This is a genomic window from Pseudomonas sp. ASL4 (assembly GCF_056680395.1).
This window is the reverse complement of sequence record NZ_CM155280.1, coordinates 6,765,642-6,786,601: the sequence shown is the minus strand read 5'-3', so window position 1 is coordinate 6,786,601 and position 20,960 is coordinate 6,765,642. Positions and strand designations below refer to the sequence as shown.

18 protein-coding genes, 2 tRNA genes and 1 pseudogene are annotated in these 20,960 nt (G+C 58.3%); 5 read left to right on the top strand and 16 right to left on the bottom strand.

What is annotated here, in order from left to right:
- Nucleotides 1-74: 74 nt before the first annotated feature.
- The 4 genes from AC1MEW_RS31055 to AC1MEW_RS31040 form a co-directional block, all read right to left on the bottom strand.
- The gene (locus tag AC1MEW_RS31055; protein WP_201256027.1) at nucleotides 75-1,388 is read right to left on the bottom strand and encodes a virulence factor family protein; all 1,314 of its coding nucleotides are present in this window, start codon (nucleotides 1,386-1,388) and stop codon (nucleotides 75-77) included.
- Nucleotides 1,388-4,030, bottom strand: a complete 2,643-nt coding sequence (gene mprF / locus AC1MEW_RS31050; RefSeq protein WP_201201206.1) for a bifunctional lysylphosphatidylglycerol flippase/synthetase MprF — start codon at nucleotides 4,028-4,030, stop codon at nucleotides 1,388-1,390. The genes AC1MEW_RS31055 and mprF overlap by 1 nt, the downstream gene beginning before the upstream one ends.
- Before the next feature lie 277 nt (nucleotides 4,031-4,307).
- Nucleotides 4,308-4,384: transfer RNA gene (locus AC1MEW_RS31045), tRNA-Met, on the bottom strand.
- Between the two features lie 233 nt (nucleotides 4,385-4,617).
- Nucleotides 4,618-4,694 (bottom strand) — tRNA-Met (locus AC1MEW_RS31040).
- A 300-nt stretch (nucleotides 4,695-4,994) separates the two neighbouring features.
- On the opposite strand from AC1MEW_RS31040, the gene dinB reads away from it, so the two are divergent.
- A complete protein-coding gene (gene dinB / locus AC1MEW_RS31035) occupies nucleotides 4,995-6,056 on the top strand; it encodes a DNA polymerase IV (RefSeq protein ID WP_201256026.1) in 1,062 nt (353 codons plus the stop codon).
- Nucleotides 6,057-6,161: 105 nt separating this feature from the next.
- Here the strand turns inward: dinB and AC1MEW_RS31030 are convergent, their stop codons facing one another.
- From AC1MEW_RS31030 to AC1MEW_RS31015, 4 genes are all read right to left on the bottom strand, one after another.
- Nucleotides 6,162-7,115 (bottom strand): hypothetical protein, encoded by a 954-nt coding sequence (locus AC1MEW_RS31030; RefSeq protein WP_201201211.1) that lies wholly within the window; start codon nucleotides 7,113-7,115, stop codon nucleotides 6,162-6,164.
- Nucleotides 7,116-7,132: 17 nt separating this feature from the next.
- A complete protein-coding gene (locus AC1MEW_RS31025; RefSeq protein ID WP_323570572.1) occupies nucleotides 7,133-8,848 on the bottom strand; it encodes a proline--tRNA ligase in 1,716 nt (571 codons plus the stop codon).
- A 130-nt stretch (nucleotides 8,849-8,978) separates the two neighbouring features.
- Nucleotides 8,979-10,538, bottom strand: coding sequence for an AmpG family muropeptide MFS transporter (locus tag AC1MEW_RS31020; RefSeq protein ID WP_201201213.1), 1,560 nt, complete (start codon nucleotides 10,536-10,538; stop codon nucleotides 8,979-8,981).
- A 43-nt stretch (nucleotides 10,539-10,581) separates the two neighbouring features.
- Entirely contained in the window at nucleotides 10,582-10,935 is a 354-nt protein-coding gene (locus tag AC1MEW_RS31015; RefSeq protein ID WP_201201215.1) for an MGMT family protein, read from the bottom strand.
- A 164-nt stretch (nucleotides 10,936-11,099) separates the two neighbouring features.
- On the opposite strand from AC1MEW_RS31015, the gene AC1MEW_RS31010 reads away from it, so the two are divergent.
- Nucleotides 11,100-12,107 carry a DUF481 domain-containing protein gene (locus AC1MEW_RS31010; RefSeq protein ID WP_201201217.1) on the top strand — a complete coding sequence of 336 codons (1,008 nt, stop codon included), beginning with the start codon at nucleotides 11,100-11,102 and terminating at the stop codon, nucleotides 12,105-12,107.
- A gap of 67 nt (nucleotides 12,108-12,174) precedes the next feature.
- Here the strand turns inward: AC1MEW_RS31010 and AC1MEW_RS31005 are convergent, their stop codons facing one another.
- Nucleotides 12,175-13,635 (bottom strand): toxin-antitoxin system YwqK family antitoxin, encoded by a 1,461-nt coding sequence (locus AC1MEW_RS31005; RefSeq protein ID WP_201255551.1) that lies wholly within the window; start codon nucleotides 13,633-13,635, stop codon nucleotides 12,175-12,177.
- Between the two features lie 132 nt (nucleotides 13,636-13,767).
- Complete coding sequence (locus tag AC1MEW_RS31000; RefSeq protein WP_002554837.1) at nucleotides 13,768-13,977, bottom strand: cold-shock protein; 210 nt, start codon at nucleotides 13,975-13,977, stop codon at nucleotides 13,768-13,770.
- A gap of 355 nt (nucleotides 13,978-14,332) precedes the next feature.
- Between AC1MEW_RS31000 and dcd the strand changes: the two genes are divergently transcribed.
- Together dcd and AC1MEW_RS30990 are read left to right on the top strand one after the other, a co-directional pair.
- On the top strand, nucleotides 14,333-14,899 hold the full coding sequence (gene dcd, locus AC1MEW_RS30995; RefSeq protein ID WP_054047011.1) for a dCTP deaminase: 567 nt from the start codon (nucleotides 14,333-14,335) through the stop codon (nucleotides 14,897-14,899).
- A 106-nt stretch (nucleotides 14,900-15,005) separates the two neighbouring features.
- Nucleotides 15,006-15,215: a hypothetical protein gene (locus AC1MEW_RS30990; protein ID WP_201201219.1), complete on the top strand. Its 210-nt coding sequence runs from the start codon at nucleotides 15,006-15,008 to the stop codon at nucleotides 15,213-15,215.
- Between the two features lie 248 nt (nucleotides 15,216-15,463).
- Here the strand turns inward: AC1MEW_RS30990 and AC1MEW_RS30985 are convergent.
- A pseudogene (locus AC1MEW_RS30985) lies at nucleotides 15,464-15,667 on the bottom strand (hypothetical protein); the annotation flags it as partial.
- Nucleotides 15,668-16,040: 373 nt separating this feature from the next.
- Here AC1MEW_RS30985 and AC1MEW_RS30980 point away from each other — a divergent pair.
- Entirely contained in the window at nucleotides 16,041-16,451 is a 411-nt protein-coding gene (locus tag AC1MEW_RS30980) for a hypothetical protein (RefSeq protein WP_201255550.1), read from the top strand.
- 61 nt (nucleotides 16,452-16,512) lie between these two features.
- On the opposite strand, the gene AC1MEW_RS30975 is transcribed toward AC1MEW_RS30980, so the two are convergent.
- The 5 genes from AC1MEW_RS30975 to AC1MEW_RS30955 are packed head-to-tail and all read right to left on the bottom strand — an operon-like array spanning nucleotide 16,513 to nucleotide 20,695.
- Complete coding sequence (locus AC1MEW_RS30975; RefSeq protein WP_201201224.1) at nucleotides 16,513-17,277, bottom strand: ABC transporter ATP-binding protein; 765 nt, start codon at nucleotides 17,275-17,277, stop codon at nucleotides 16,513-16,515.
- A 13-nt stretch (nucleotides 17,278-17,290) separates the two neighbouring features.
- A complete protein-coding gene (locus AC1MEW_RS30970; protein WP_201201226.1) occupies nucleotides 17,291-18,409 on the bottom strand; it encodes a succinylglutamate desuccinylase/aspartoacylase family protein in 1,119 nt (372 codons plus the stop codon).
- Between the two features lie 11 nt (nucleotides 18,410-18,420).
- A complete protein-coding gene (locus AC1MEW_RS30965) occupies nucleotides 18,421-19,131 on the bottom strand; it encodes an ABC transporter permease (RefSeq protein ID WP_480424740.1) in 711 nt (236 codons plus the stop codon).
- Nucleotides 19,128-19,856, bottom strand: a complete 729-nt coding sequence (locus AC1MEW_RS30960; protein WP_201201230.1) for an ABC transporter permease — start codon at nucleotides 19,854-19,856, stop codon at nucleotides 19,128-19,130. Before AC1MEW_RS30960 ends, AC1MEW_RS30965 begins: the two co-directional genes overlap by 4 nt.
- A 56-nt stretch (nucleotides 19,857-19,912) precedes the next feature.
- On the bottom strand, nucleotides 19,913-20,695 hold the full coding sequence (locus AC1MEW_RS30955; protein WP_201201232.1) for a transporter substrate-binding domain-containing protein: 783 nt from the start codon (nucleotides 20,693-20,695) through the stop codon (nucleotides 19,913-19,915).
- Nucleotides 20,696-20,960: the final 265 nt, after the last annotated feature.

The window sequence follows — 20,960 nt, the reverse complement described above, 5'->3', positions numbered from 1 at the left end:
GGTGTCTCTGCCGGAATGAAAAAAGCCCCCGCAACCATAAGGCTGCGGGGGCTTTTTGTTACGCGTCGCTCAGATCACTCTTGAGCGGCGGTATCAGGCGTCGCCGCGTCCTTGGCCTGACGCTTGACGATGATGTCCACCAAGCGCTGTGCCAGCGCCGGGTAGTTCTCGTCGAAGTGGTGGCCGCCAGGCAGCTTCACTGCTTCGCCCACGGCGGTCTTGTCGGTGCAGCCGCTCTCGTCGACTTCTTCTGCGCCGTAGATGCACACCACTTTTTCCGGTGGCAGCTTGGCCATTTCCGGGCCGGTGGCGGCTTCTTTGCCGGCGTTGCCGAGCCAGCCTTCGACTTCAATTTCGAAGCTGCCGGTGCGGGCGAAGGCCAGCAGGATGATCGCATCAACCCGCTGCTGTTCCGACTCTGCCAGACGGTTGTAGATCGCCGGCAGTACGTCAGCGCCGAACGAGTAACCGGTCAGGATGAAGCGTTTGGTGCCCCACTTCTGGCGGTAGTGCTGCATCAGTTCGGCCAGGTCCAGAGCGCTTTGCTCCGGGCTCTTGTGCTGCCAGTAGTAGCGCAGGGTGTCGATGCCGACCACCGGGTAGCCGATTTTGGCCATCTCGCCCGCAACGTCGCGGTCCAGGTCGCGCCAGCCGCCGTCACCGGACAGGAACAGGGTGACGGTGTCCTTGGCCTGACCGGCCGGGACTTCAACCACTGGAATTTGCAGGCCGCCGTTGCCCTTGTCGGTGCCGACGAGGATTTTGCGCAGTTCGTTGTTCAGCACTTGCGGCAGGTTGATGTCGTAGTCGCTGATGCTGGTTTCGGCATTCGGTTGGTCGCGCACGAAACCGGCGCTGGTGTCGTCCGGGTTGTCGTTCCAGGCTACCAGCCAGTGGCCGTGAGCCGCTTTCTTCGGCATCAGCTTATTGGTGCAGGTGGCCTTTTCCAGCGCCAGGTCCACCGAGATGGCCTGGGCCTTGTCGTCCTTCTGCTCGGCCAGCCAGCGCCAGGCCAGCACGGCGCCAGGGCCGATGCCGCTGACCAGGGTCGCCGGAGCTTTGAGCTCGCGCTCGGCCGCTTGCAGGGCGCGGTCTTGCAGCAGGCAGTCCTTGGGCAGAATCACCTGGACGATGTGTGCCGAAGCACTGCGGCTCAATGCCTTGAGTTGCTGGTCACTGAGCTTTTGTTCGTCGGCGACAGCCACGATCACCTGGGCCTTTGCCTTGGTGCCGGGTGTCACTCGGGTCAGCGTGATGCCGTCAGCCGGCGTCAGCAGTTCGAGGGTCGGTTCTGGTAACGGGCGTTTCATGTACCAGTAACCGCCACCGACAATCAGGGCCAGCACTACCAGTGTGGCCAGTACGTACCGCAAGGAGCGTTGAATCATCAGCGTTTCACCAATCCAGTCAAGCCGCCCGCAATCAGGGCAGCAGTATCGGCCAGGGCAACCAGCGGATCGAGTCCGGCGGGCACGGCCATATAACGGGGTTCCCAGTCAGGCTGGAACTTGTCTTTAAAGCGGCGTAAGCCTTGGAAGTTGTAGAGCTGCTCACCACGGCGGAAAACCATCGAGCCCAGACGCTGGGTCAGCGGTGCGCCACGACGGGGTTGTAGACCCGACAGCGGCACCATGCCCAGGCTGAAGCGCGCGTATCCATGATTTTTATAATGTTGAATCAGGCCGACCATCATGTATTCCATGGTCAGTTTGGGGGCATCAGGGTGCGCGCGCATCAGGTCGAGGCTGGCCAAATCATGGCTGTAGGTCTCGAGCAGGTTGGCGAACGCCACTGGGCGCCCTTCGAAACGAATCACCGCGACGCGGAAATGCTTGATGTAATCATCACTGAAGCGGCCGAGGGAGAAGCCTTTCTCGCGGACATTCTTGCCGGTCAGCCAGGCATCGGAAATCACCCGCAGCTCGTCCATCGGTGCCTGCCCCGGCTCATGGATCTCCAGCGACAGGCCATCGCGGGTGCCACGGTTCCAGGTGTAGCGCAGGTCTTTCATCTCTTTGCCTTTGGCTTCGAGATCAAAGCGATGCAGATCCACCCGGGCTTCTTCGCCGAGTTTGATCGCCGTCAGGCCGATGTCCATATAGTACGGCAGGTTCTCGGCGCGCACTTGATAGAACACGGGGCGGGCGTGGTGGAGGTCGCAGAGGTCGCGGAACTGCCAGATCATTTCCGCCCGTTGCTGGGTCGGGCCGATCGGGTCGTACAGCGCCACCAGGCTGCGGCCACGGCGGGCGTACATCAGAAACGCCTCATCGTTGGGGTGGAACAGCAACGCCTTGTCACCGGTCAGCGCGAGGCCGCCATCGGGTTGCGACGAGGCCATCAGGATCTTTACCGCGCGATCCAGTTCGTCCGGTGTCGGCAGATGGATGATCGGGCGCGCAGTACGCAGCAACCAGGTCAGCGATACCACCACCAACAGCACGGCGGCACCCAGCAGCGAACGCAAGCCGCGGGGCGCGTCAGCGTCGAGGGTGAACTGCCACCAGAGTTGATGGCTGTACGGAACGTCCTGATAAGCAAACAGCAGCAGCCACATCGAAGCGCCGAGTACGCACAGGCTTGAGACCAGATACAGCGGCGAGAACGGCAGTTCGGTCAGGCGACTGGCACGATAGAACGAGCGCCGGAACACCCCGAGCAGGCTCGCGGTCAGGGTCATGAGGCAGGCTTCTTCCCAATCGAAACCCTTGAGCAGCGAAAGCACGGCGCCGACCAGCAACAGAATGGTGGTCAGCATCCACGCTGCCGACAATCGACGACGCAGGCCCTGCGCCAGCAACAGGCACAGTACGCCGACCAGGCTGGCGCCGAAGTGGGAGGCGTCCACTAGCCGATGCGGAATCAGAAAGCCGATGTGTTCCAGGCGAGTGTCGATTTCCGGGGTTGCGCCGGAGAACAGCAGCACCACGCCGGACATGAACACCAGCAACGCCAGGATCGGCGCCGCCAGACCCGAGGCCGCCCGAAGTGATTGGCGGGACTGGAACAGGCGCTGGCCTTCGTTGATCAACAAGAGCAGGCAGGCGACCAGCAATGGCAGCACCACATAAATCAGTCGATACAGCAGCAGGGCGGCGGCCAAGGGTGCAGCGCCGAGCTTGTCGGCGAACGCGGCCAGCAGAATCGCTTCGAATACCCCGACACCGCCGGGCACATGACTGAGTACGCCGGCGGCCAGGGCCAGCAGATAGATCAGCATGAAGGCGCCAAACGGTGGGGCTTCCGGCAGCAACAGGTAGAGCACGGTCGCGGCAGCGGCCACATCCAGAGCGGTGATCACCAGTTGCAGGAACGTCAGGCGACGACCTGGCAGGCGCAGCGTGCGACGTCCGGCCTTGACCAGCAGGTTGTCCGGGTAAGGTTGCTCCGGCAGGCGCCGGCGATAAATGCCGATCGCCAGCACGGTCGCCAGCAGCAGGACGCCAGCGGCGATCACACCCAGCAAGGTCTCTGAGAGGCCAAGGGCGGCAGACGCGGCGGGCAGGTTGCTCAGGGTTGCCAATGCCGCCAGCGGGGGCAGGGCGCAACCGAGGGAGAGGCTGGCGAACAGCGTCATGTGGGCGACATCGGAAGCCCCCAGACCGTGACGTGCATATAAACGGTAGCGAACCGAGCCGCCCGACAGCATCGACAGACCGATGGCGTTGCCAATGGCGAATGCGGTGAAGCCGCCCAGGGCCAGCGTGCGTGGCGCCAATGTGACGCCGGCATAGCGGCTGGCGGACCATTCGTAGCCGAGCAAAATGATGAAGCCGACGACGGTCGCGCCCAATGCGCCGATCAATGCCGGTTTAGGGACTTCCAGAATAGAGTCGTGGAGCGCATACAGATCGAGTTCGCTTAATAGATGGCGACAGGCAATCAGCGCGATAGCGAACAATAGCAAAGTGACCGCAAGCCCGATGGGCTGACGGTATTTGCTGACCAGATCAAGCAGGCGCAAACGCTCGGCCTTGATAGGTTGTGTCGCTGTGACGGTGTCTTGTGGATCAGACGAGTTGGCGCGCATCAATCACCTCTTGGATTGTGCGCGACAGGATGGAGGTATCGAGCCAAGTTACCAATCCCTGTAGAAAAAAATAATCACAAATATTAACGCCTCTCACCGGTTTAGGGTGATGGCACGTCATCGGTCGTAGAGGGCCTGTCTGGCACAGAGCATAGTCTGAACTCAGACTGTAGGTGATCCCAAACGGTTCACTGCACAGTGACAGATCATTGTTGCGAAAGGACTTTTTCAACAGATACAAAAAAGGCCACTCTTTCGAGCAGCCTTTTTTGATGTTTGGTTGCGGGAGCCGGATTTGAACCGACGACCTTCGGGTTATGAGCCCGACGAGCTACCAGACTGCTCCATCCCGCGTCTGTGTGGCGGCATTCTACAGCGGAACGCCGGGGTGTCAACGGTTAATCTTGAATCAGGTCAAATAAGCGTGAATTAGTGTCGAACGGTGGTGGGGGAGCGATAAGTTTCGGAATCTGAACGATTTCTTGTTTTTGCCTGGCGCGTGGATGAACGGTCTGTTTCTGCGTTCGATCGTACAAAACGAGCACGCACAAAAAAGGCCACTCTTTCGAGTAGCCTTTTTTGATGTTTGGTTGCGGGAGCCGGATTTGAACCGACGACCTTCGGGTTATGAGCCCGACGAGCTACCAGACTGCTCCATCCCGCGTCTGTGTGTCGGCATTCTACAGCGCAGCGCTGGTGTGTCAACCTTCAATTTAGATAAAACCTCTTCCTGTTCAATCGCTTAGCTGCAAAAAGGGAGGGGTGACTGCGCTGTAAGGCACGCGTGGCAAGGCTTGCAGCTCTATCGGCGAGTGCTTTTCGATTGAGAAAATAAATTCATGTGGCCTTTTCTTACGGGAGGATAAGAAGATTCAGAGTACTGGTGCTATATACAGGTGTCAGTGAGATACTGCCGGTCCGGCTCGTCATTACGTCTTTTCCTTGCCATGAACACTGCCTTTATATGACTCAGCGCAAAATCATCCACGTCGATTGTGACTGCTTCTACGCCGCCATCGAGATGCGTGATGACCCGCGCCTGGCGGGTAAGCCATTGGCGGTGGGCGGGTCGGCAGATCGGCGCGGGGTGATTGCCACCTGCAATTACGAAGCACGGGCCTATGGTGTGCGTTCGGCAATGTCTTCCGGGCATGCCTTGAAGCTGTGTCCGGACCTGACCATCGTCAAGCCGCGGATGGATGCCTATAGAGAAGCGTCGAAGGAAATTCATACGATCTTCAGCGATTACACCGACTTGATCGAGCCGCTTTCCCTCGATGAGGCTTACCTGGACGTGTCGGACTGCGCACACTTTGGCGGCAGCGCCACGCGAATTGCCCAGGACATCCGGCGCCGGGTCTCCAATCAATTGCACATCACCGTCTCGGCAGGGGTGGCACCGAACAAATTTCTCGCCAAGATCGCCAGTGACTGGAAGAAGCCCAACGGCTTGTTCGTGATCACACCGGATCAGGTGGACGACTTCGTCAGCGGTTTACCCGTGAGCAAGCTGCATGGTGTGGGCAAGGTGACGGCCGACAAGCTCAGTAAGCTCGGCATCAATGACTGCGCGCAGTTGCGTGAGTGGAACAAGTTGGCGCTGGTGCGCGAATTCGGCAGTTTCGGTGAGCGACTCTGGAGCCTGGCCCGTGGGATCGATGAGCGGCTGGTGCATAACGACAACCGTCGGCAGTCCATCAGCGTCGAAAATACCTATGACGTGGATCTGCCGGATCTGGTGAGCTGCCTGGATAAGCTGCCCGAGTTGCTGGAAACCCTAAAAGGACGGATGGCGCGTATCGACAACAGCTACCGGCCGGGCAAGCCGTTCGTCAAAGTGAAATTCCATGACTTTACCCAAACCACACTGGAGCAGGCCGGGGCAGGGCGGGATTTGGGGAGCTATCAGTTGTTGCTGACCCAGGCGTTCAATCGCGGCGGTAAACCGGTGCGGTTGTTGGGGGTCGGGGTGCGGCTGGAGGATTTGCGGGGCGGGTTTGAGCAGATGGAGTTGTTTGAGCGTTAGCTTTGCAGTGGTTTTAGGGCCTCTTCGCGGGCAAGCCTCGCGCCTACAGGTACAGATCGTGCGCGATACCTGTAGGCGCGAGGCTTGCCCGCGAAGTTTTTGACTTTAATTCGGCCCCGGATCCGCCACCAATCGTCCCGCATCCCTGGTCAAGGACTTGAGGAATTCGGTCTGCAATTCAGGATCGTTGCGCGTCAGTTCGATCAGGCTCTGTTCCAGCTCGCTGGCTTCTTCTTCCAACCCGAGTTCCGACAAGCGTTTGACCCGGTGTACCCACTGGCTCACTTCGTCGTCTTCGAGATCGTCGTAAATCAGCCCGTGCGCTTCGAGCAGCTTGCTGCGCAAGGTACTGCTGATCGCCAGGGACGAATCGGTGTGCACATCGTCCTGGCCATCTTCGACCGTGATCAACAGCCGGGTCAGATGATTGATGTCATGTTCGGCGAACGGGCTGTCCAACAGGTTCAGGCGCAATACGCCGTTCTTGTCGGTGGTCAGTTCGAAGGTGTCCTTGCCGGCCTTGACCTGCACCGGGCGCTCGCTCCAAGGCAGGCTCGAGTATTCCGTGCGTTTATCACGCTGGACTTCGTCGATGCCAGCCAGGTTTTGCTGCGCGCGACCGTGGGACTGCACGTTCATGAACGGGTTGATCCCGGCGAAACCGTAGCTGAGCCAGTCCTTCGTCACACTGTCCGGCAAGGTGCCGAAGGCAAACACGTTGACCACGTTCGCGCCGACGCCTGCCACTATCGCCACCATGCCCAGCGGGATCTCGTAGATCTCCCGCCAGGGTTGGTACGGCGTGTAGCGGTCATAGCGACGGGTCACTTCGTATTCAGTGACTTCGAAGGTTTTTTGCTCGTGGATTTTCACCCGTCGTTGCGGCAGCTCAAGTGTCTTGGGCTCGCCGACATCGATCAGCAGGCTGTGATCGAGCAATTTGCGCTCGACCCGTTCCTCGTGCTCGCTGCGTTGTGACATCTGATTGGCACAGCCGCTGACCAACAGGGTGCCGCAAAGTGCGGCACCACCGAGGCCTAAGGTGTTTCGCTTGAACATGACTTCTCTATCTGGTGTCAGCGGCGGATACGGGCCTGGAGGAAGGACAGCACGTCAGCGACCGGCAGCGCTTGCGCCTCGGCCTCGGTGCGGCTCTTGTATTCCAGATTGCCATCGGCGAGGCCGCGGTCACTGACCACGATCCGGTGAGGAATGCCGATCAGCTCCATGTCCGCGAACTTGATGCCTGGGCTGGTTTTCTTGTCGCGGTCGTCCAGCAGCACTTCGAAACCGGCCGCAGTCAGTTCTGCGTACAGCTTGTCGGTGGCTTCGCGAACCTGTTCGTTGTCGTAGCGCAGTGGCACCAAAGCGATCTGGAATGGTGCGAGGGTGTCGCTCCAGATGATCCCTTTGTCGTCGTTGTTCTGCTCGATGGCCGCAGCCACCACGCGGGACACGCCGATACCGTAGCAACCCATTTCCAGGGTGACCGGCTTGCCGTTCTCGCCCAGTACTTCGCACTTCATCGCTTTGCTGTACTTGTTGCCCAGCTGGAAGATGTGCCCGACTTCGATGCCGCGCTTGATTTCCAGGGTGCCCTTGCCGTCCGGGCTTGGGTCGCCGGCGACAACGTTACGCAGGTCAGCGACGGTTGGAACCGGCAGATCACGCTCCCAGTTCACGCCGAAGTAGTGCTTGTCGTCGATGTTGGCGCCAATCCCGAAGTCGCTCATCAGCTCGACCGAACGGTCGATGATGATTGGCAGCGGCAGGTTCAACGGGCCGAGCGAGCCGGCACCAGCGCCAATGGCGTCGCGCAGTTCGGATTCGGAAGCCATGACCAGTGGGCTGGCAACGCCTGGCTGTTGGGCGGCCTTGATTTCGTTCAACTCGTGGTCGCCACGGATGATCAGGGCAATCAGCTTGCCTGCTTCTTCGGCGTGAACCACGAGGGTCTTGATGGTTTTTTCGATCGGCAGGCCAAAGCCTTCGACCAGTTGCGCAATGGTCTTGGCGTTCGGGGTGTCGACCAGGCGCAGCTCTTCGGCAGGCGCAGCGCGGGAAGTTTCGCGCGGTACGGCTTCGGCTTTCTCGATGTTCGCGGCGTAGTCGGAGCCATTGCTGAACACGATATCGTCTTCGCCGGACTCGGCCAGTACGTGGAACTCGTGGGAGCCGGCACCGCCGATGGAGCCGTTGTCGGCTTCAACAGGGCGGAACTTCAGGCCCAAGCGAGTGAATACGTTGCAATAAGCCTGGTGCATGCGGTCATAGGTGACCTGCAGCGATGGCTGATCGGCGTGGAAGGAGTAGGCGTCCTTCATGATGAATTCGCGACCGCGCATCAAGCCGAAGCGTGGACGGATTTCGTCACGGAACTTGGTCTGGATCTGATACAGATTGATCGGCAGCTGTTTGTAGCTGCTCAACTCGTTGCGCATCAGGTCGGTGATCACTTCTTCATGGGTCGGGCCGGCGCAGAAATCGCGACCGTGACGATCCTTGAAGCGCAGCAATTCCGGGCCGTATTCTTCCCAGCGACCGGATTCCTGCCACAGCTCAGCCGGTTGAGTGCTCGGCATCAACACTTCAAGCGAGCCGGCGGCGTTCATTTCTTCACGAACGACGGCTTCGACCTTGCGCATTACTCGCAAGCCCATCGGCAGCCAGGTGTACAGGCCCGAGGCGAGTTTGCGGATCATGCCGGCGCGCAGCATCAGCTGGTGGCTGATCACGACCGCGTCGGAAGGTGTTTCTTTCTGTGTGGCGAGCAAAAATTGACTGGTGCGCATGGTTGGCCGTTGTCGGTTGCTGATGACGAGAAATGACGGAGCATTGTACGGGCGAGATCTGCTGACGTACAGAAGTGCGGCCGGCGGTGAGGCCGCAAGGGCGGATTTCTCCAGCCCTTCGGGACGTTTCCTACGACTCTTCCGCGATCGGGGTTTGTACCCGTTCGGGTGTTGGCGTGGGGCCGGCGCGGCGGTTTTCCTGATACCAGTGCAGCGCGATCAGCAGCAGTGTCGGCACGCCGAGCAGCGCGGTGATGATGAAGAAGTTGTGGTAGCCGAACTTCTCCACCATGACTCCGGAGTAACCACCGATCAGGCGCGGCAGCAAGAGCATGATCGAGCTGAGCAGGGCGTATTGGGTGGCCGAGAACTTGAGGTTGGTCAGGCTCGACAGGTAGGCAACGAACGCCGAGGTCGCCATGCCCGAACTGAAGTTGTCCAGGGAAATGGTGACAATCAGCATCTGCAGGTTGGCGCCCATGTCGGCGAGCATCACGAACAACAGGTTGGTGGCGGCCGAGGCGACACCGCCGATGAACAGGATCGGCAGGATGCCGAAACGTACGATCAGCAGGCCGCCCATGCCGGCGCCGAGCAGCGTCATGATCAGGCCGAAAATTTTGCTGACGCCGGCAATCTGATCCTTGGTGAAGCCCTGGTCGATATAGAACACGTTGGCCATTACGCCCATGACCGTGTCGGACATTCGATAGGTAGCAATCAGCCCCAGCAGCAGGAAGGCCTGCCAGCGGTAGCGCAGGATAAAGTCGTTGACCGGCGTCAGCACCGGCGCCAGGCCGCGGCGACCCATGGTCGAAAGGCACAGGGCGGTGAGCAGGGTGTAAAGGATCGCGCGCAGGAAGGCGCGGTCTTCGAGCAGCAGGTCGAGCAGGCTTACGCCGCCGAACAGCACACTCGCAAAGTCGGTGTTATAGAGCTGGGTGAACATGGCGGGCACGGATACCAGCAACACGATCAGCACGAACACCGACATCAGTTGATGCGCAAAGCTGTAGCGCCCGGCCTGAAGCTGCGTGCGCAGTGGCACCGGCGGTTCGCGCATAAAAAAGGTGGTGAGCAGCGCCGGGATCATCAAGGCGCCAAACAGCACATAGGTGCCGGTCCAGGCCGAGTGCTGGTAGTTGAAGCCGGTAGAGCCGAAGCCTTCCGCGAAGAACAGCGCACCGGCGGTAGCCAGCAACGCCGCGATCCGATAGCCGGACATATAACTGGCGGCCAGCGCAGCCTGGCGACTGTCTTCCGCGATTTCCAGGCGATAGGCGTCCACCGCGATGTCTTGTGTCGCGGAGGCGAAAGCGACGACCACGGCAATGGCGATCAGCCAGGACAGGTGCTTCTGCGGGTCGCAGAAGCCCATGCCGATCAGGCCTAGGATTACCAGCGATTGGGCCAGCACCAGCCAGGAACGTCGGCGGCCGAGTTTTCCGAGTAATGGCAGGCGCCATTGATCGAGCAGGGGGGACCACACCCATTTAAAGGCGTAGGCCAAACCGATCAGGCTTGCATAGCCGATGGTTTCGCGGGCCACACCGGCCTCACGCAACCAGACCGACAGCGTCGAAAACACCAACATGTAGGGCAGGCCGGCGGCGAAACCAAGCAGCAACAGCACGAGTGTTGAAGGGCTGGCATAGGCGGCGAGCGCGGCGCGCCAGGTTTTACGGGGCATGGGCTGAAGTCTGCCTCAAGATTACGGAAACAAAGCGCGCACTCTAACCGCTGTGCTCTACCGGGCGCCAGCCATGACGCTGAATATCAACACGATTGTTCAGGATACTGATGCCCTCGGTGCGTAAACGCGCGCGTTGCTCGTCCCCGGAAGGGCTGCCGACAGGCAGGCTGATCCGACCGCCGGCACCCAGCACGCGGTGCCAGGGCAGCTTGGTGTCGCCGGGCAATTGGCTCAATGTACGTCCGACCCAGCGAGCGGCGCGGCCCAGGCCGGCCAGTTCGGCCAGTTGTCCGTAACTCACGACTTTACCCTCAGGCACTTGGGCCAGCGTCAGGTAGAGCGCCGTGCGTCGGATTTGGGCTGGGCTTTCGGTTTCGGTGGTCGTGTCTGTCACGTCCGCGGTTCCTGAAGAAATTTACTTTGCTGTCAGTAGATTAAGTCCTGGAGTGTCAATTGAGAAATGAACTCAATAGAAATAGTCGGGTCAGTCCTTGCTAGCGCTTTATTCCTACGGATAATGCCGACTTTTTTTCGCAAACCAGAGCCTTTGATTCGCTTATGTTGTCCAGAACCTTGCTGTGCCTCGCTGTTTTCAGTGCTTCCACGCCTTTGCTCGCCGACACCGTGTGGTTGAAAAACGGTGACAAGTTGAGTGGCAAGATCACCCTGTTCGATGGCGGCAAACTGTTGATCCAGACGGCCTATGCCGGTGCTGTTCCGATTGACTGGAAACAGGTCAAAACCCTGGAAAGCGATCAGGAATTGCTGGTCAAGCAGGATGCCTATAACGGCGAGAAAGCCAAATCATTAAAAGCGGCCGAAGACGGCAAGGTCACCTTGGCCAATGGCGAAGCGCCGAAAACGGTCGAGCTGGCGAGTATCCAGCAGATCCTCAAGCCCAAGCCTGTGGTCGAAGACCTGGTGTGGAAGGGCAATGTCGACATGGCGCTGGATTACCAGCGCGCAGAGAAAGACACTGACGACTACGACATCGGCTTCAAAACCTCGGCCCGGCATGGTCGCTGGCGCCATACGGCGGAGGGCGAGTACAACCGGGAATTCCAGGATGGCGAGGTCACTACCGACAACTGGCGTGCCGAATACTCCCTTGACCGATTCCTGACGGATAACTGGTTCTGGCAAGGTCGAATCAATTACAAAAGCGACCACGTTGAAGAGTTGGCCCGTCAGCGCGTAGTGGGTACAGGTCCGGGGTATCAATTCTGGGACAACGAACTCGGCGCATTCTCGCTCGGCTCGCTGCTCAACCGCACCGATTACGAATACCGGGATGGCAGCAAGGACAACTTCTATTCCGTGGCCATGAAATGGGACTATAACCGCTACCTGATTGGCAAAAAGGTCGAGTTCTTTACCAATGGCGAGCTAGGCAAGCCGCTGTCCGGCGTGGCCGACTACGCGCTCGACGCCGAGATGGGGTTGCGCTACAAGGTGACGGATTGGGCTTCGCTTAACCTGAAGGCCGAGCGGGACATCATCAGCGGAACCAATGATGCGGATTTGAACAAGACGCGCTATACCGCAGGGTTTGGCGTGGCTTGGTAAGTGTCGTAATTGCACAAAAAAAAGCCCCGCAACCGTAAGGTTGCGGGGCTTTTTCTTGGAAGGGCGATTAGCTGGCTGTAGGCGCCGGTGATTCGGGTCGGGTGCATTCACCCAGGCGGACCCCTGCCTCGTATCGGCATTCGCCGTTCGGGCTACCATCCTGTTTCCACATGCGCATGACGCCTTGCTCGCGTCCTTCGACGTAATGGACAGACGTATTCATCTGGCCGTTTTGCCACCAGGTGATGGACGGGCCTTCAAGTTTTCCGTCCTTGTAAGTTTTTTGTTCCTTGATCTGGCCGTTGGCGTACCACTCTTTGAAGTCGCCTTGTTCGCGGTGCTGTTCATCCCACTGCCATTGCACGGTTTGTACGCCCTGGTCGTTCCAGCTGGCATGACTGCGCTGCACAGAGTGCTCGTCGACAAAGACTTTCTGTTTCACCGTTGCGTTGGGGTGATACTCGATTTGCCAGCCCTTCGGTGCGTTGTCGACGTAGTCCGTGCTGCTTTGCAGCGAACCGTCCGGAAAGTAGGAAAGGTTGGGGCCGACCATTTTGCCGTTGACGTACTGAGCGCGTGACTTGACCTTGCCGTCGGGGTAATAGCCGAGAATAGGGCCGTCCAGAACATCATTGTGATAAGTGAGGCGGCCGATCACGGCGCCGTCTTCGTCGTACTCCAGATACTCGCCATCCACGTGTTTGCCAGCGTGCCAGTTGTAGGACTCTGCTTTTTTTCCGTTATCGTGGTAGGTGGTCTCCCAGCCTTCCCGCTCGTCATTTAGGTAATGGGCGCGCTTGGTGACAATCCCGCTTTCTGAATAAGTGATTACCTCGCCCTGGATTTGGCCTTTGGCATCGTTCTGATAGCTTTGTCCGAGTTTTCCACTTGAATAGTAGGTCTTTGATGCAAGGACGGGCTTACCTGACACGAAGTCCTTGGCGTCGACGTAATAGTCGCGGCGCACGGTGCCTGATTCGACGTAAAAGACTTTGGCGTGCCAGGCTTTGCGTTTGCTGTCGTGCGCCAGAGGCATCGGCAGGAAAAAAGTGGCCTGACCCTTTGTGGTAGGTGCGTACTCTTCATCCAGATACAGCTTGCCGTCCACGAGTGATGCCGTCAGTTCACCGCATTCTTCGGGCGTGCAGGCGCGTACCTTTTCGAAAAAAGCCCGTTTGCCGTCGCACGCCGAGAGCGTTAGCAAGAGCGGTGTTTCGTCGTCGATCAGTTGCTGGACTTCTTCGAGCAGGCGGCCAAACGATTCGTTGGGTACGCCCACCGATTCCGGTGTGAGGTAGACCTCGTTGCTACCACAGGCGTGTGCCGTGGAAAGTTCCAGTAATGCTGCCGCCCGCAGTTCTGCCTGAGGGACGCCTTGAATGGCTGGGCCCTTGGCGACATAGGTGGCGTGGGTATCCATGCCGACAATGATGGTCGGATGGTCGGGGCGGGGATTGGCGTGAGTGGAGAAGGGGAGTGCGAGTGTGATCAGCGCTGCGCCCAGGGCTTTCCTTTGGTTGAACGGCATCCTGCTGTTTCCATGTGATTTTCCAGGTGGCGAATCATATAGAAGGACGGGTGGCTGGCGTAAGGCAAAAACAAGCGCTCACAAAAAAGCCCCGCTTTTAAGGGCGGGGCTTTTTACTAAAGCAAGTACAAGTTAGATAACTTGAACTTCTTCAGCTTGCATGCCTTTCTGACCGCGGGTAGCGATGAAAGAAACCTGTTGGCCTTCTTTCAGGCTTTTGAAGCCGTCGGATTGGATAGCTTTGAAGTGAACGAACAGGTCGTCACCGGATTGTGGAGTGATGAAGCCGAAGCCTTTTTCATCGTTGAACCACTTAACGGTACCAGTTTGGCGATTAGACATGGTGTAACTCCTTGAACAAAGATAACTGCGACGCAGGAAGAACCCTGGCCGAGACTGAGTGCAAAGAGCAGGAAAAATTCTTGTAGATGGTTGGATCGAAATTCAACATATCGTGTAGAGATTCTCAGTGACACAAGCAGCACAGTGGCGCCACCTTAACCCTTTTTCCGGGACGTGCCAATGCTTCCTGCGAAGGTTTCTCTGTTTTCGTGACTGACGGTGCATCGGATCGGCCCAAAGGCCCGGGAATCAGGGGGGATTGCCGAGAATTATGCCTCGCACTTTGAACCCGAGGCGCGCGCCTAGTAAGATGCCGGACAGAATTTTTCCACCTCGCTATTCAGGACACCCCGCCATGAGCATCAAATCGGACAAGTGGATTCGCCGCATGGCGCAAGAGCACGGCATGATCGAACCGTTCGTCGAGCGCCAGATGCGCGGCGAAGGTGCCGAGCGGCTGATTTCCTACGGCGTGTCGAGCTACGGCTACGACGTGCGCTGCGCCGGTGAATTCAAGGTGTTCACCAACATCAACTCGGCGATCGTCGACCCGAAGAACTTCGATGAAAAGAGCTTCGTCGACGTGACCAGCGATGTCTGCATCATCCCGCCGAACTCCTTCGCCCTGGCCCGCACCGTGGAATTCTTCCGCATTCCGCGCAACGTGCTGACCATCTGCCTGGGTAAAAGCACCTACGCGCGCTGCGGCATTATCGTCAACGTGACGCCGCTCGAGCCTGAGTGGGAAGGCCACGTGACCCTGGAATTCTCCAACACCACCACCTTGCCGGCGAAAATTTACGCCAACGAGGGCGTGGCTCAGATGCTGTTCTTCGAATCCGACGAAGAGTGCGAAGTCTCCTACAAGGACCGTGGCGGCAAGTACCAGGGCCAGCGCGGCGTCACCTTGCCGCGCACCTGATCCATTCATCTGGCAGTTCGCGGGAATTCTTGGGCGGGTAGACACTCTACTGGGTGTACTGCCCGGTTCGCGTACAGCGGACGGGGCCATCGCTCAGGAGTGCTCTATGAAGATCGATCCCCGAATAAGTGCCGAACTGGCAAGGCTTGAGCCCAATCAGATTGGCGTTTTGGCCTGGTCCTTGTTGGCACATCCGTCCGTCAGCATGGCCGGGGGCATCCCCGGCCAGCCTGATCCCGATACCCCCAACGAACAACCCACCGAGCCCGGCGAACCCACCCTGCCGGACGAGCCGCCTCCGGCGCCGGTTGCTTGATACCTGTTTCTGCCCTTTTAGGAGCGAAGCTTGCTCGCGAAGACGGCGGTACATTCACCTCAGATGTGAAGTGAAAACCGCTTTCGCGAGCAAGCTTCGCTCCTACACTGGTCATATTTCTTTGTCGCCAATGACAAAGATCCGACAGCTTTCATCACGGTCGACCTGATACCCGCCGGTAAAGCCGCCGAAAGCAGACAACAGCCAGAGTTTCTAACCCGCCAGGCGAACCGGATAGGGCGTGCCCATCAGGTTTTTCCGGTTTCAGCGGTTTTTTTCAGATCACCGACCATTCGCTTGATTCGGTCCGCCAGTTTCTCGGAACTCATGCTCTCGCGCATCCACTCCACCAACAGCGGAAAGACCAGCGGAGTAGGGCGTTTGATCTGATGCAGGTCGAATCCCAAGCGGTTGATGCGGGCCAAGGTCTGCTCCAGTCGCCGAATATCCAATTAGAAACCCGTCGCCGGGCTTGAACCGGGCAACTAAGTCCTTCTCGATACTTCCCCGTTGCTTGCCGCGGTCCTGTAGGAGCTGCCGAAGGCTGCGATTTTTTGAACTTCAGCACTCTGGAAAAAGATCAAGATCAAAAGATCGCAGCCTTCGGCGGCTCCTACTGGGGATGGCGGGTTATTTCAGGTTGCCGCTGAGCAGCGGCACTATTGACTCAATCGAATTTGGTTCTTTATTCCTGAAATTTTAACTTGTCAACTGTCAGTGCTGACAGTTGTTGGATAGGTGCGTACATGATTTCCTTGTTTGGTCGGCGGTCGGTCTGAGAGCAATTCGCCGATCGTTATTCATTAATCAATTGGAGATGTTGAAATGACGGATGCTAAAGCAGCAACTCTGGTGGAAGTTCCCGGGAGCCTGAGGGCCACGGCCACTCATGGCGGGCAACAGGAGGAGTTTAAGGAAGAAGGTACCGTTTCCTACCGCTATGTCAGTGACGCAGGCCTGCGGTTCCTGGATTCCCGTCCTGTGAACGGTTTTCGGATGAATATTGGGGTGAGTGTGGATACAGGCACTGGCGTACACGTCATCAACAATGTGACCACTGATGCACTGGTTATTTTCAGGGGAAGTCGAACTAATACAGTGGCGGGCGTTATGCGAGTGGATCAGAACGATGCAGATGGCTTGTCAGGTGCTTTTAATGGGACAACGACGCTTAATGGTATTGAATTTGAGATTAGCTGTACTGAGTTCAAGATTGATACAACAGGCAATAAGTAACCGCGGTGAACAATAGCGGGTCGAGATTACGACCCGCCAAGTTATTAGTACGAGATGAATATTATTTGAGGTTGCCGCTGAGGAACTGCTTCAACCGCTCACTCTTCGGACTCCCCAACACATCCTCCGGCGCCCCTTCTTCCTCCACCAACCCTTGGTGCAGAAACAACACCTGGCTCGACACTTTGCGGGCGAAGCTCATTTCGTGGGTCACCATGATCATGGTCCGGCCTTCTTCAGCCAAACCCTGAATCACTCGCAGTACTTCACCCACCAGCTCCGGGTCGAGTGCCGAGGTCGGTTCGTCGAACAGCATGACTTCCGGTTCCATCGCCAAGGCGCGAGCAATCGCAACCCGTTGTTGCTGGCCACCCGAGAGAAACGCCGGGTATTGGTCGGCTACGCGTGCTGCCAGGCCAACTTTGTCGAGATAACGCCGAGCACGGTCTTCGGCTTCTTCCTTGCTGCAACCCAGCACCCGGCGCGGGGCCATGGTGATGTTTTCCAGGACCGTCATGTGGCTCCACAGGTTGAAGTGCTGGAACACCATCGCCAGGCGAGTGCGGATCCGTTGCAGTTCATCGGGATCGGCCACGTGCATGCCGTGGCGATCGCTGATCATGCGGATGTTCTGGCCGTCCAGGCTCATGGCGCCGTCGTTCGGCTGTTCGAGGAAGTTGATGCAGCGCAGGAAGGTGCTTTTGCCCGAGCCGCTGGCGCCGATCAGGCTGATGACGTCGCCGGTCTTGGCCTTGAGCGAAACGCCTTTGAGCACCTGGTGATCGCCGTAGCTTTTATGCAGGCCTTCGATGGTCAGTTTGTACATGGGGCATGCATCCTCAAGGCGAAAGTAGGTAGCCGCTGCGATAGGCTTCGGTGCCCGCGACATGGGCGATCACCATGCCGGCAGTGGCCATGCGTCGCAGCGAACGGGCGTACATCAGCCCGGCGGCGGTGCAATGGATAGGGGTGACACGATCATGGATCGGGTCGATGACTTCGGCGATCAGTTGCCCGGCTTCCAGGTATTGCCCTGGCACCGCAGTGAACACCAGCAACCCGCCCACCGGCGTGGCCACCGGCTCCACTCCGGCCAGCGGCGTGGCCGGGTAGGGCAGTTCGGGCAATGACGTGGGTTCGCCGGCAATGGCGCCGAAGTGAATCAGGTAATCGATCAACGCCTGGCAATCGGCGCTGGCCAGCGGGTGATAGACGTCGCCCTGGCCACGCAACTCGACGGTGACCGATAAGCTGCCCAGCGGAATATCGAAGTGCTCGCCGAAGCGTTCCTTCAACTGCCACCAGAGCAGGGTGAAGCATTCATCAAACGACTGACCGCCAGAGTCGGTGGCCAGCAAACTCGCCTCGGCACCGATGTAGCGCGCCAGCGGCTCAACCTGCGGCCAGGCCTCGGGCGTGGTGTAAAGGTGCGTGACGGCTTCGAAATCGCAATGCAGGTCGAGCACCATGTCCGCGTCACAGGCCAGCCGTTGCAGGGTCAGGCGCTGGGATTGCAGTTGAGTGCCAGCCGTTTGGCGGGCGAGAGCATTGCGCAGGCTGGTACGAATCAGTGTGAGGTTGTGCTGCGGATCGTCGCCGAGTTGGCCTTCGATCTCATTGCCGACTTCTTCGCTCAAATCGACGAACCAGCGGTTGAAGTTCTGGCCGCTTTCCAGTTCGTAGCGGCCCAGAGGCACATCCATCAACACCTGTTCCAGGCCGACCGGGTTGGCCACGGGCACCAACACGATTTCGCTGCGCAGGCGGCCGGCGGCTTCCAGCTCCGCCAGACGCTGCTTGAGGTGCCAGGCCACCAGCATGCCGGGCATTTCATCGGCGTGCAGGGACGACTGGATGTAGATCTTGCCCGCGACGTTGGCCGGGCCGAAATGAAAGCTGTGGATCTGTCGTGCGGTCCCAGGCAGTGGGGCCAGCAAGTCATGTTTCTGGTGGCGCATCTGAAAAAATCCTAGTGAGTCGGCCCGAGGAAGGCCAGCCATCGGCGTTCAGCGAGGCGGAACAGGCCGACCAGCGCAAAGGTCACGCATAGGTAGATCAGCGCGGCGATACCGAACGACTGGAAGGTCAGGAAGGTCGCCGAGTTGGCGTCCCTTGCGACTTTCAGGATGTCCGGGATGGTCGCGGTGAAGGCGACAGTGGTCGAGTGCAGCATCAGAATCACTTCGTTGCTGTAGTACGGCAACGAACGACGCAGGGCTGAGGGCATGATCACGTAGGCATAAAGCTTCCAGCCAGTCAGACCGTAAGCCTTGGCCGCTTCGACTTCACCGTGGTTCATGCTGCGGATCGCCCCGGCGAAAATCTCCGTGGTGTAAGCGCAGGTGTTCAGGGCGAAGGCCAGGATGGTGCAGTTCATCGCATCACGGAAAAACGCGTCCAGCACCGGTTGCGCACGGATCGCGGCCAGGCTGTAGATCCCGGTGTAACAAATCAGCAGCTGGATATACAGCGGCGTACCACGGAACAGGTAGGTGTAGAACTGCACCGGCAAGCGGATGTAGAAGTGCGGCGACACCCGGGCGATGGACAGCGGGATCGACACCAGGAACCCGATGAAGATCGAGGCGCTGAGCAGCCACATGGTCATGGCCAGGCCGGTGATGTGGTAACCGTCGGTATAAAGGAAGGGTTTCCAGTAGTCCTGCAAGAGTTCGATCATCGTACGGCCTCCCGGGAGCCGGCGGCGTAGCGGCGTTCAAGCCAGCGCAGGACGAAGTTGGAAGCACTGGTGATCAGCAGGTAAATCAGCGCTGCCAGCACCAGGAAATAGAACAGTTGATAGGTGCTTTTACCGGCGTCCTGCGCAGCCTTGACCAGATCGGCAAGGCCGATGATCGAGACCAGGGCAGTGGCTTTGAGTATCACCATCCAGTTGTTGCCGATGCCCGGTAGGGCAAAACGCATCATTTGCGGGAACACCACAAGACGAAAACGTTGGCCGCGTTTCAGGCCATAGGCGGTGGCGGCTTCAACCTGGCCCCGTGGCACGGCGAGAATCGCCCCGCGGAAGGTTTCAGTGAAGTACGCGCCGTAAATGAAGCCCAGGGTGATGACGCCGGCGCTGAACGGGTTGATCTCGATGTATTCCCAATCCATGTACTCGGTGAACGTCGTCAGCCAGGTTTGCAGGCTGTAGAAAATCAGCAGCATCAACACCAGATCCGGCACGCCGCGAATCAGCGTGGTGTAGACCTGCGCGGGTACGCGCAGCAGTTTGACTTTGGACAGTTTGGCACTGGCGCCCAGCAGTCCGAGCAAAACGGACACTAAAAGCGACAAGACCGATAATTTGATGGTCATCCAGGTGCCTTCCAACAGCAAAGGACCGAAGCCCTTGAGGCTGAAGGCTGAGAGCCCCAGGTTTTGTAAGAGGTTTTCGAACATAAATCAGCAACCTGATCGAGTAAAAAAAGCGCCCATCGCGAGATGGGCGCCGGGCATTATTTGCCGCTGTACAGATTCAGATCGCCAAAGTGTTTTTTCTGAATGGTGGCGTAGGTGCCATCGTCGTGTAACGCTTTGATACCTTTATCCAGAAGTGCCTTCAGGTCTTTGTTACCTTTCGAGATACCGACAGCTGTTTTGGCTGGCAGCAGTGGGTCATTAAATGGCTTGCTGACTTCGTAATCGGCGCCTTGTGGCGACTTCAAAAAGCCCAGTTCGGCTTGCAGCATGTCCTGAATCGAAGCATCCAGACGACCGGAAGTCAGGTCCGCATAGACCTGGTCCTGGTTGGCGTAGGCCTGAGTGGTCACGCCAGCCTTGTCCAGCACGGCTTTGGCGTAGGCTTCCTGGATGGTGCCCTGCTCGTAACCGACCTTTTTACCCTTCAGCGAAGCGATGTCGGTGGTGACGCCGGAACCTTTCTTGTAGACAAGGGAAGTCGGGCCGGAGAACAGCTCGCTGGAGAAGTCGATGACTTTTTCGCGGGCTTCGGTGACGGTCATCGAAGAGATCACACCGTCGAATTTATTGGCCTTGAGGCCTGGAATCATGCCGTCGAAATCGCTTTCGACCCATTTGCACTTGACCTTCAGCTCGGCGCAGATCGCGTTACCCAGATCGATATCGAAGCCAACCAGGCTGCCATCCGCCGCTTTGGACTCGAACGGTGCGTAGGAAGGGTCAACGCCAAAACGCAGCTCTTTGTATTCCTTGGCCAGCGCGGAGCCAGCAGCCATGCACAACGCCAGTGCAGAAAGGGTCAGCAATGCTTTTTTCATTATTCAATCCCTAAGAACCAATATGAGCGCTTGTGGCGCAGAATTATTGTTACTGGAAAGCGTAAGACCTAATGAAAGTAGCAATTTCCGAACCAGAGTCCCGAACAAGCGTTTTAAAAGGTGATTAAAGAAAAGGTTATGACGCATTTGTGCACGAAAGTGGGCGTCGGGAAATTGGTGCACTAGAATGGTGCGATCAGGCGCAAAAACCATGTGCGAGCGGGCTTGCTCGCGAAAGCGGTGTGTCAGTCAAATAATCGTTGCC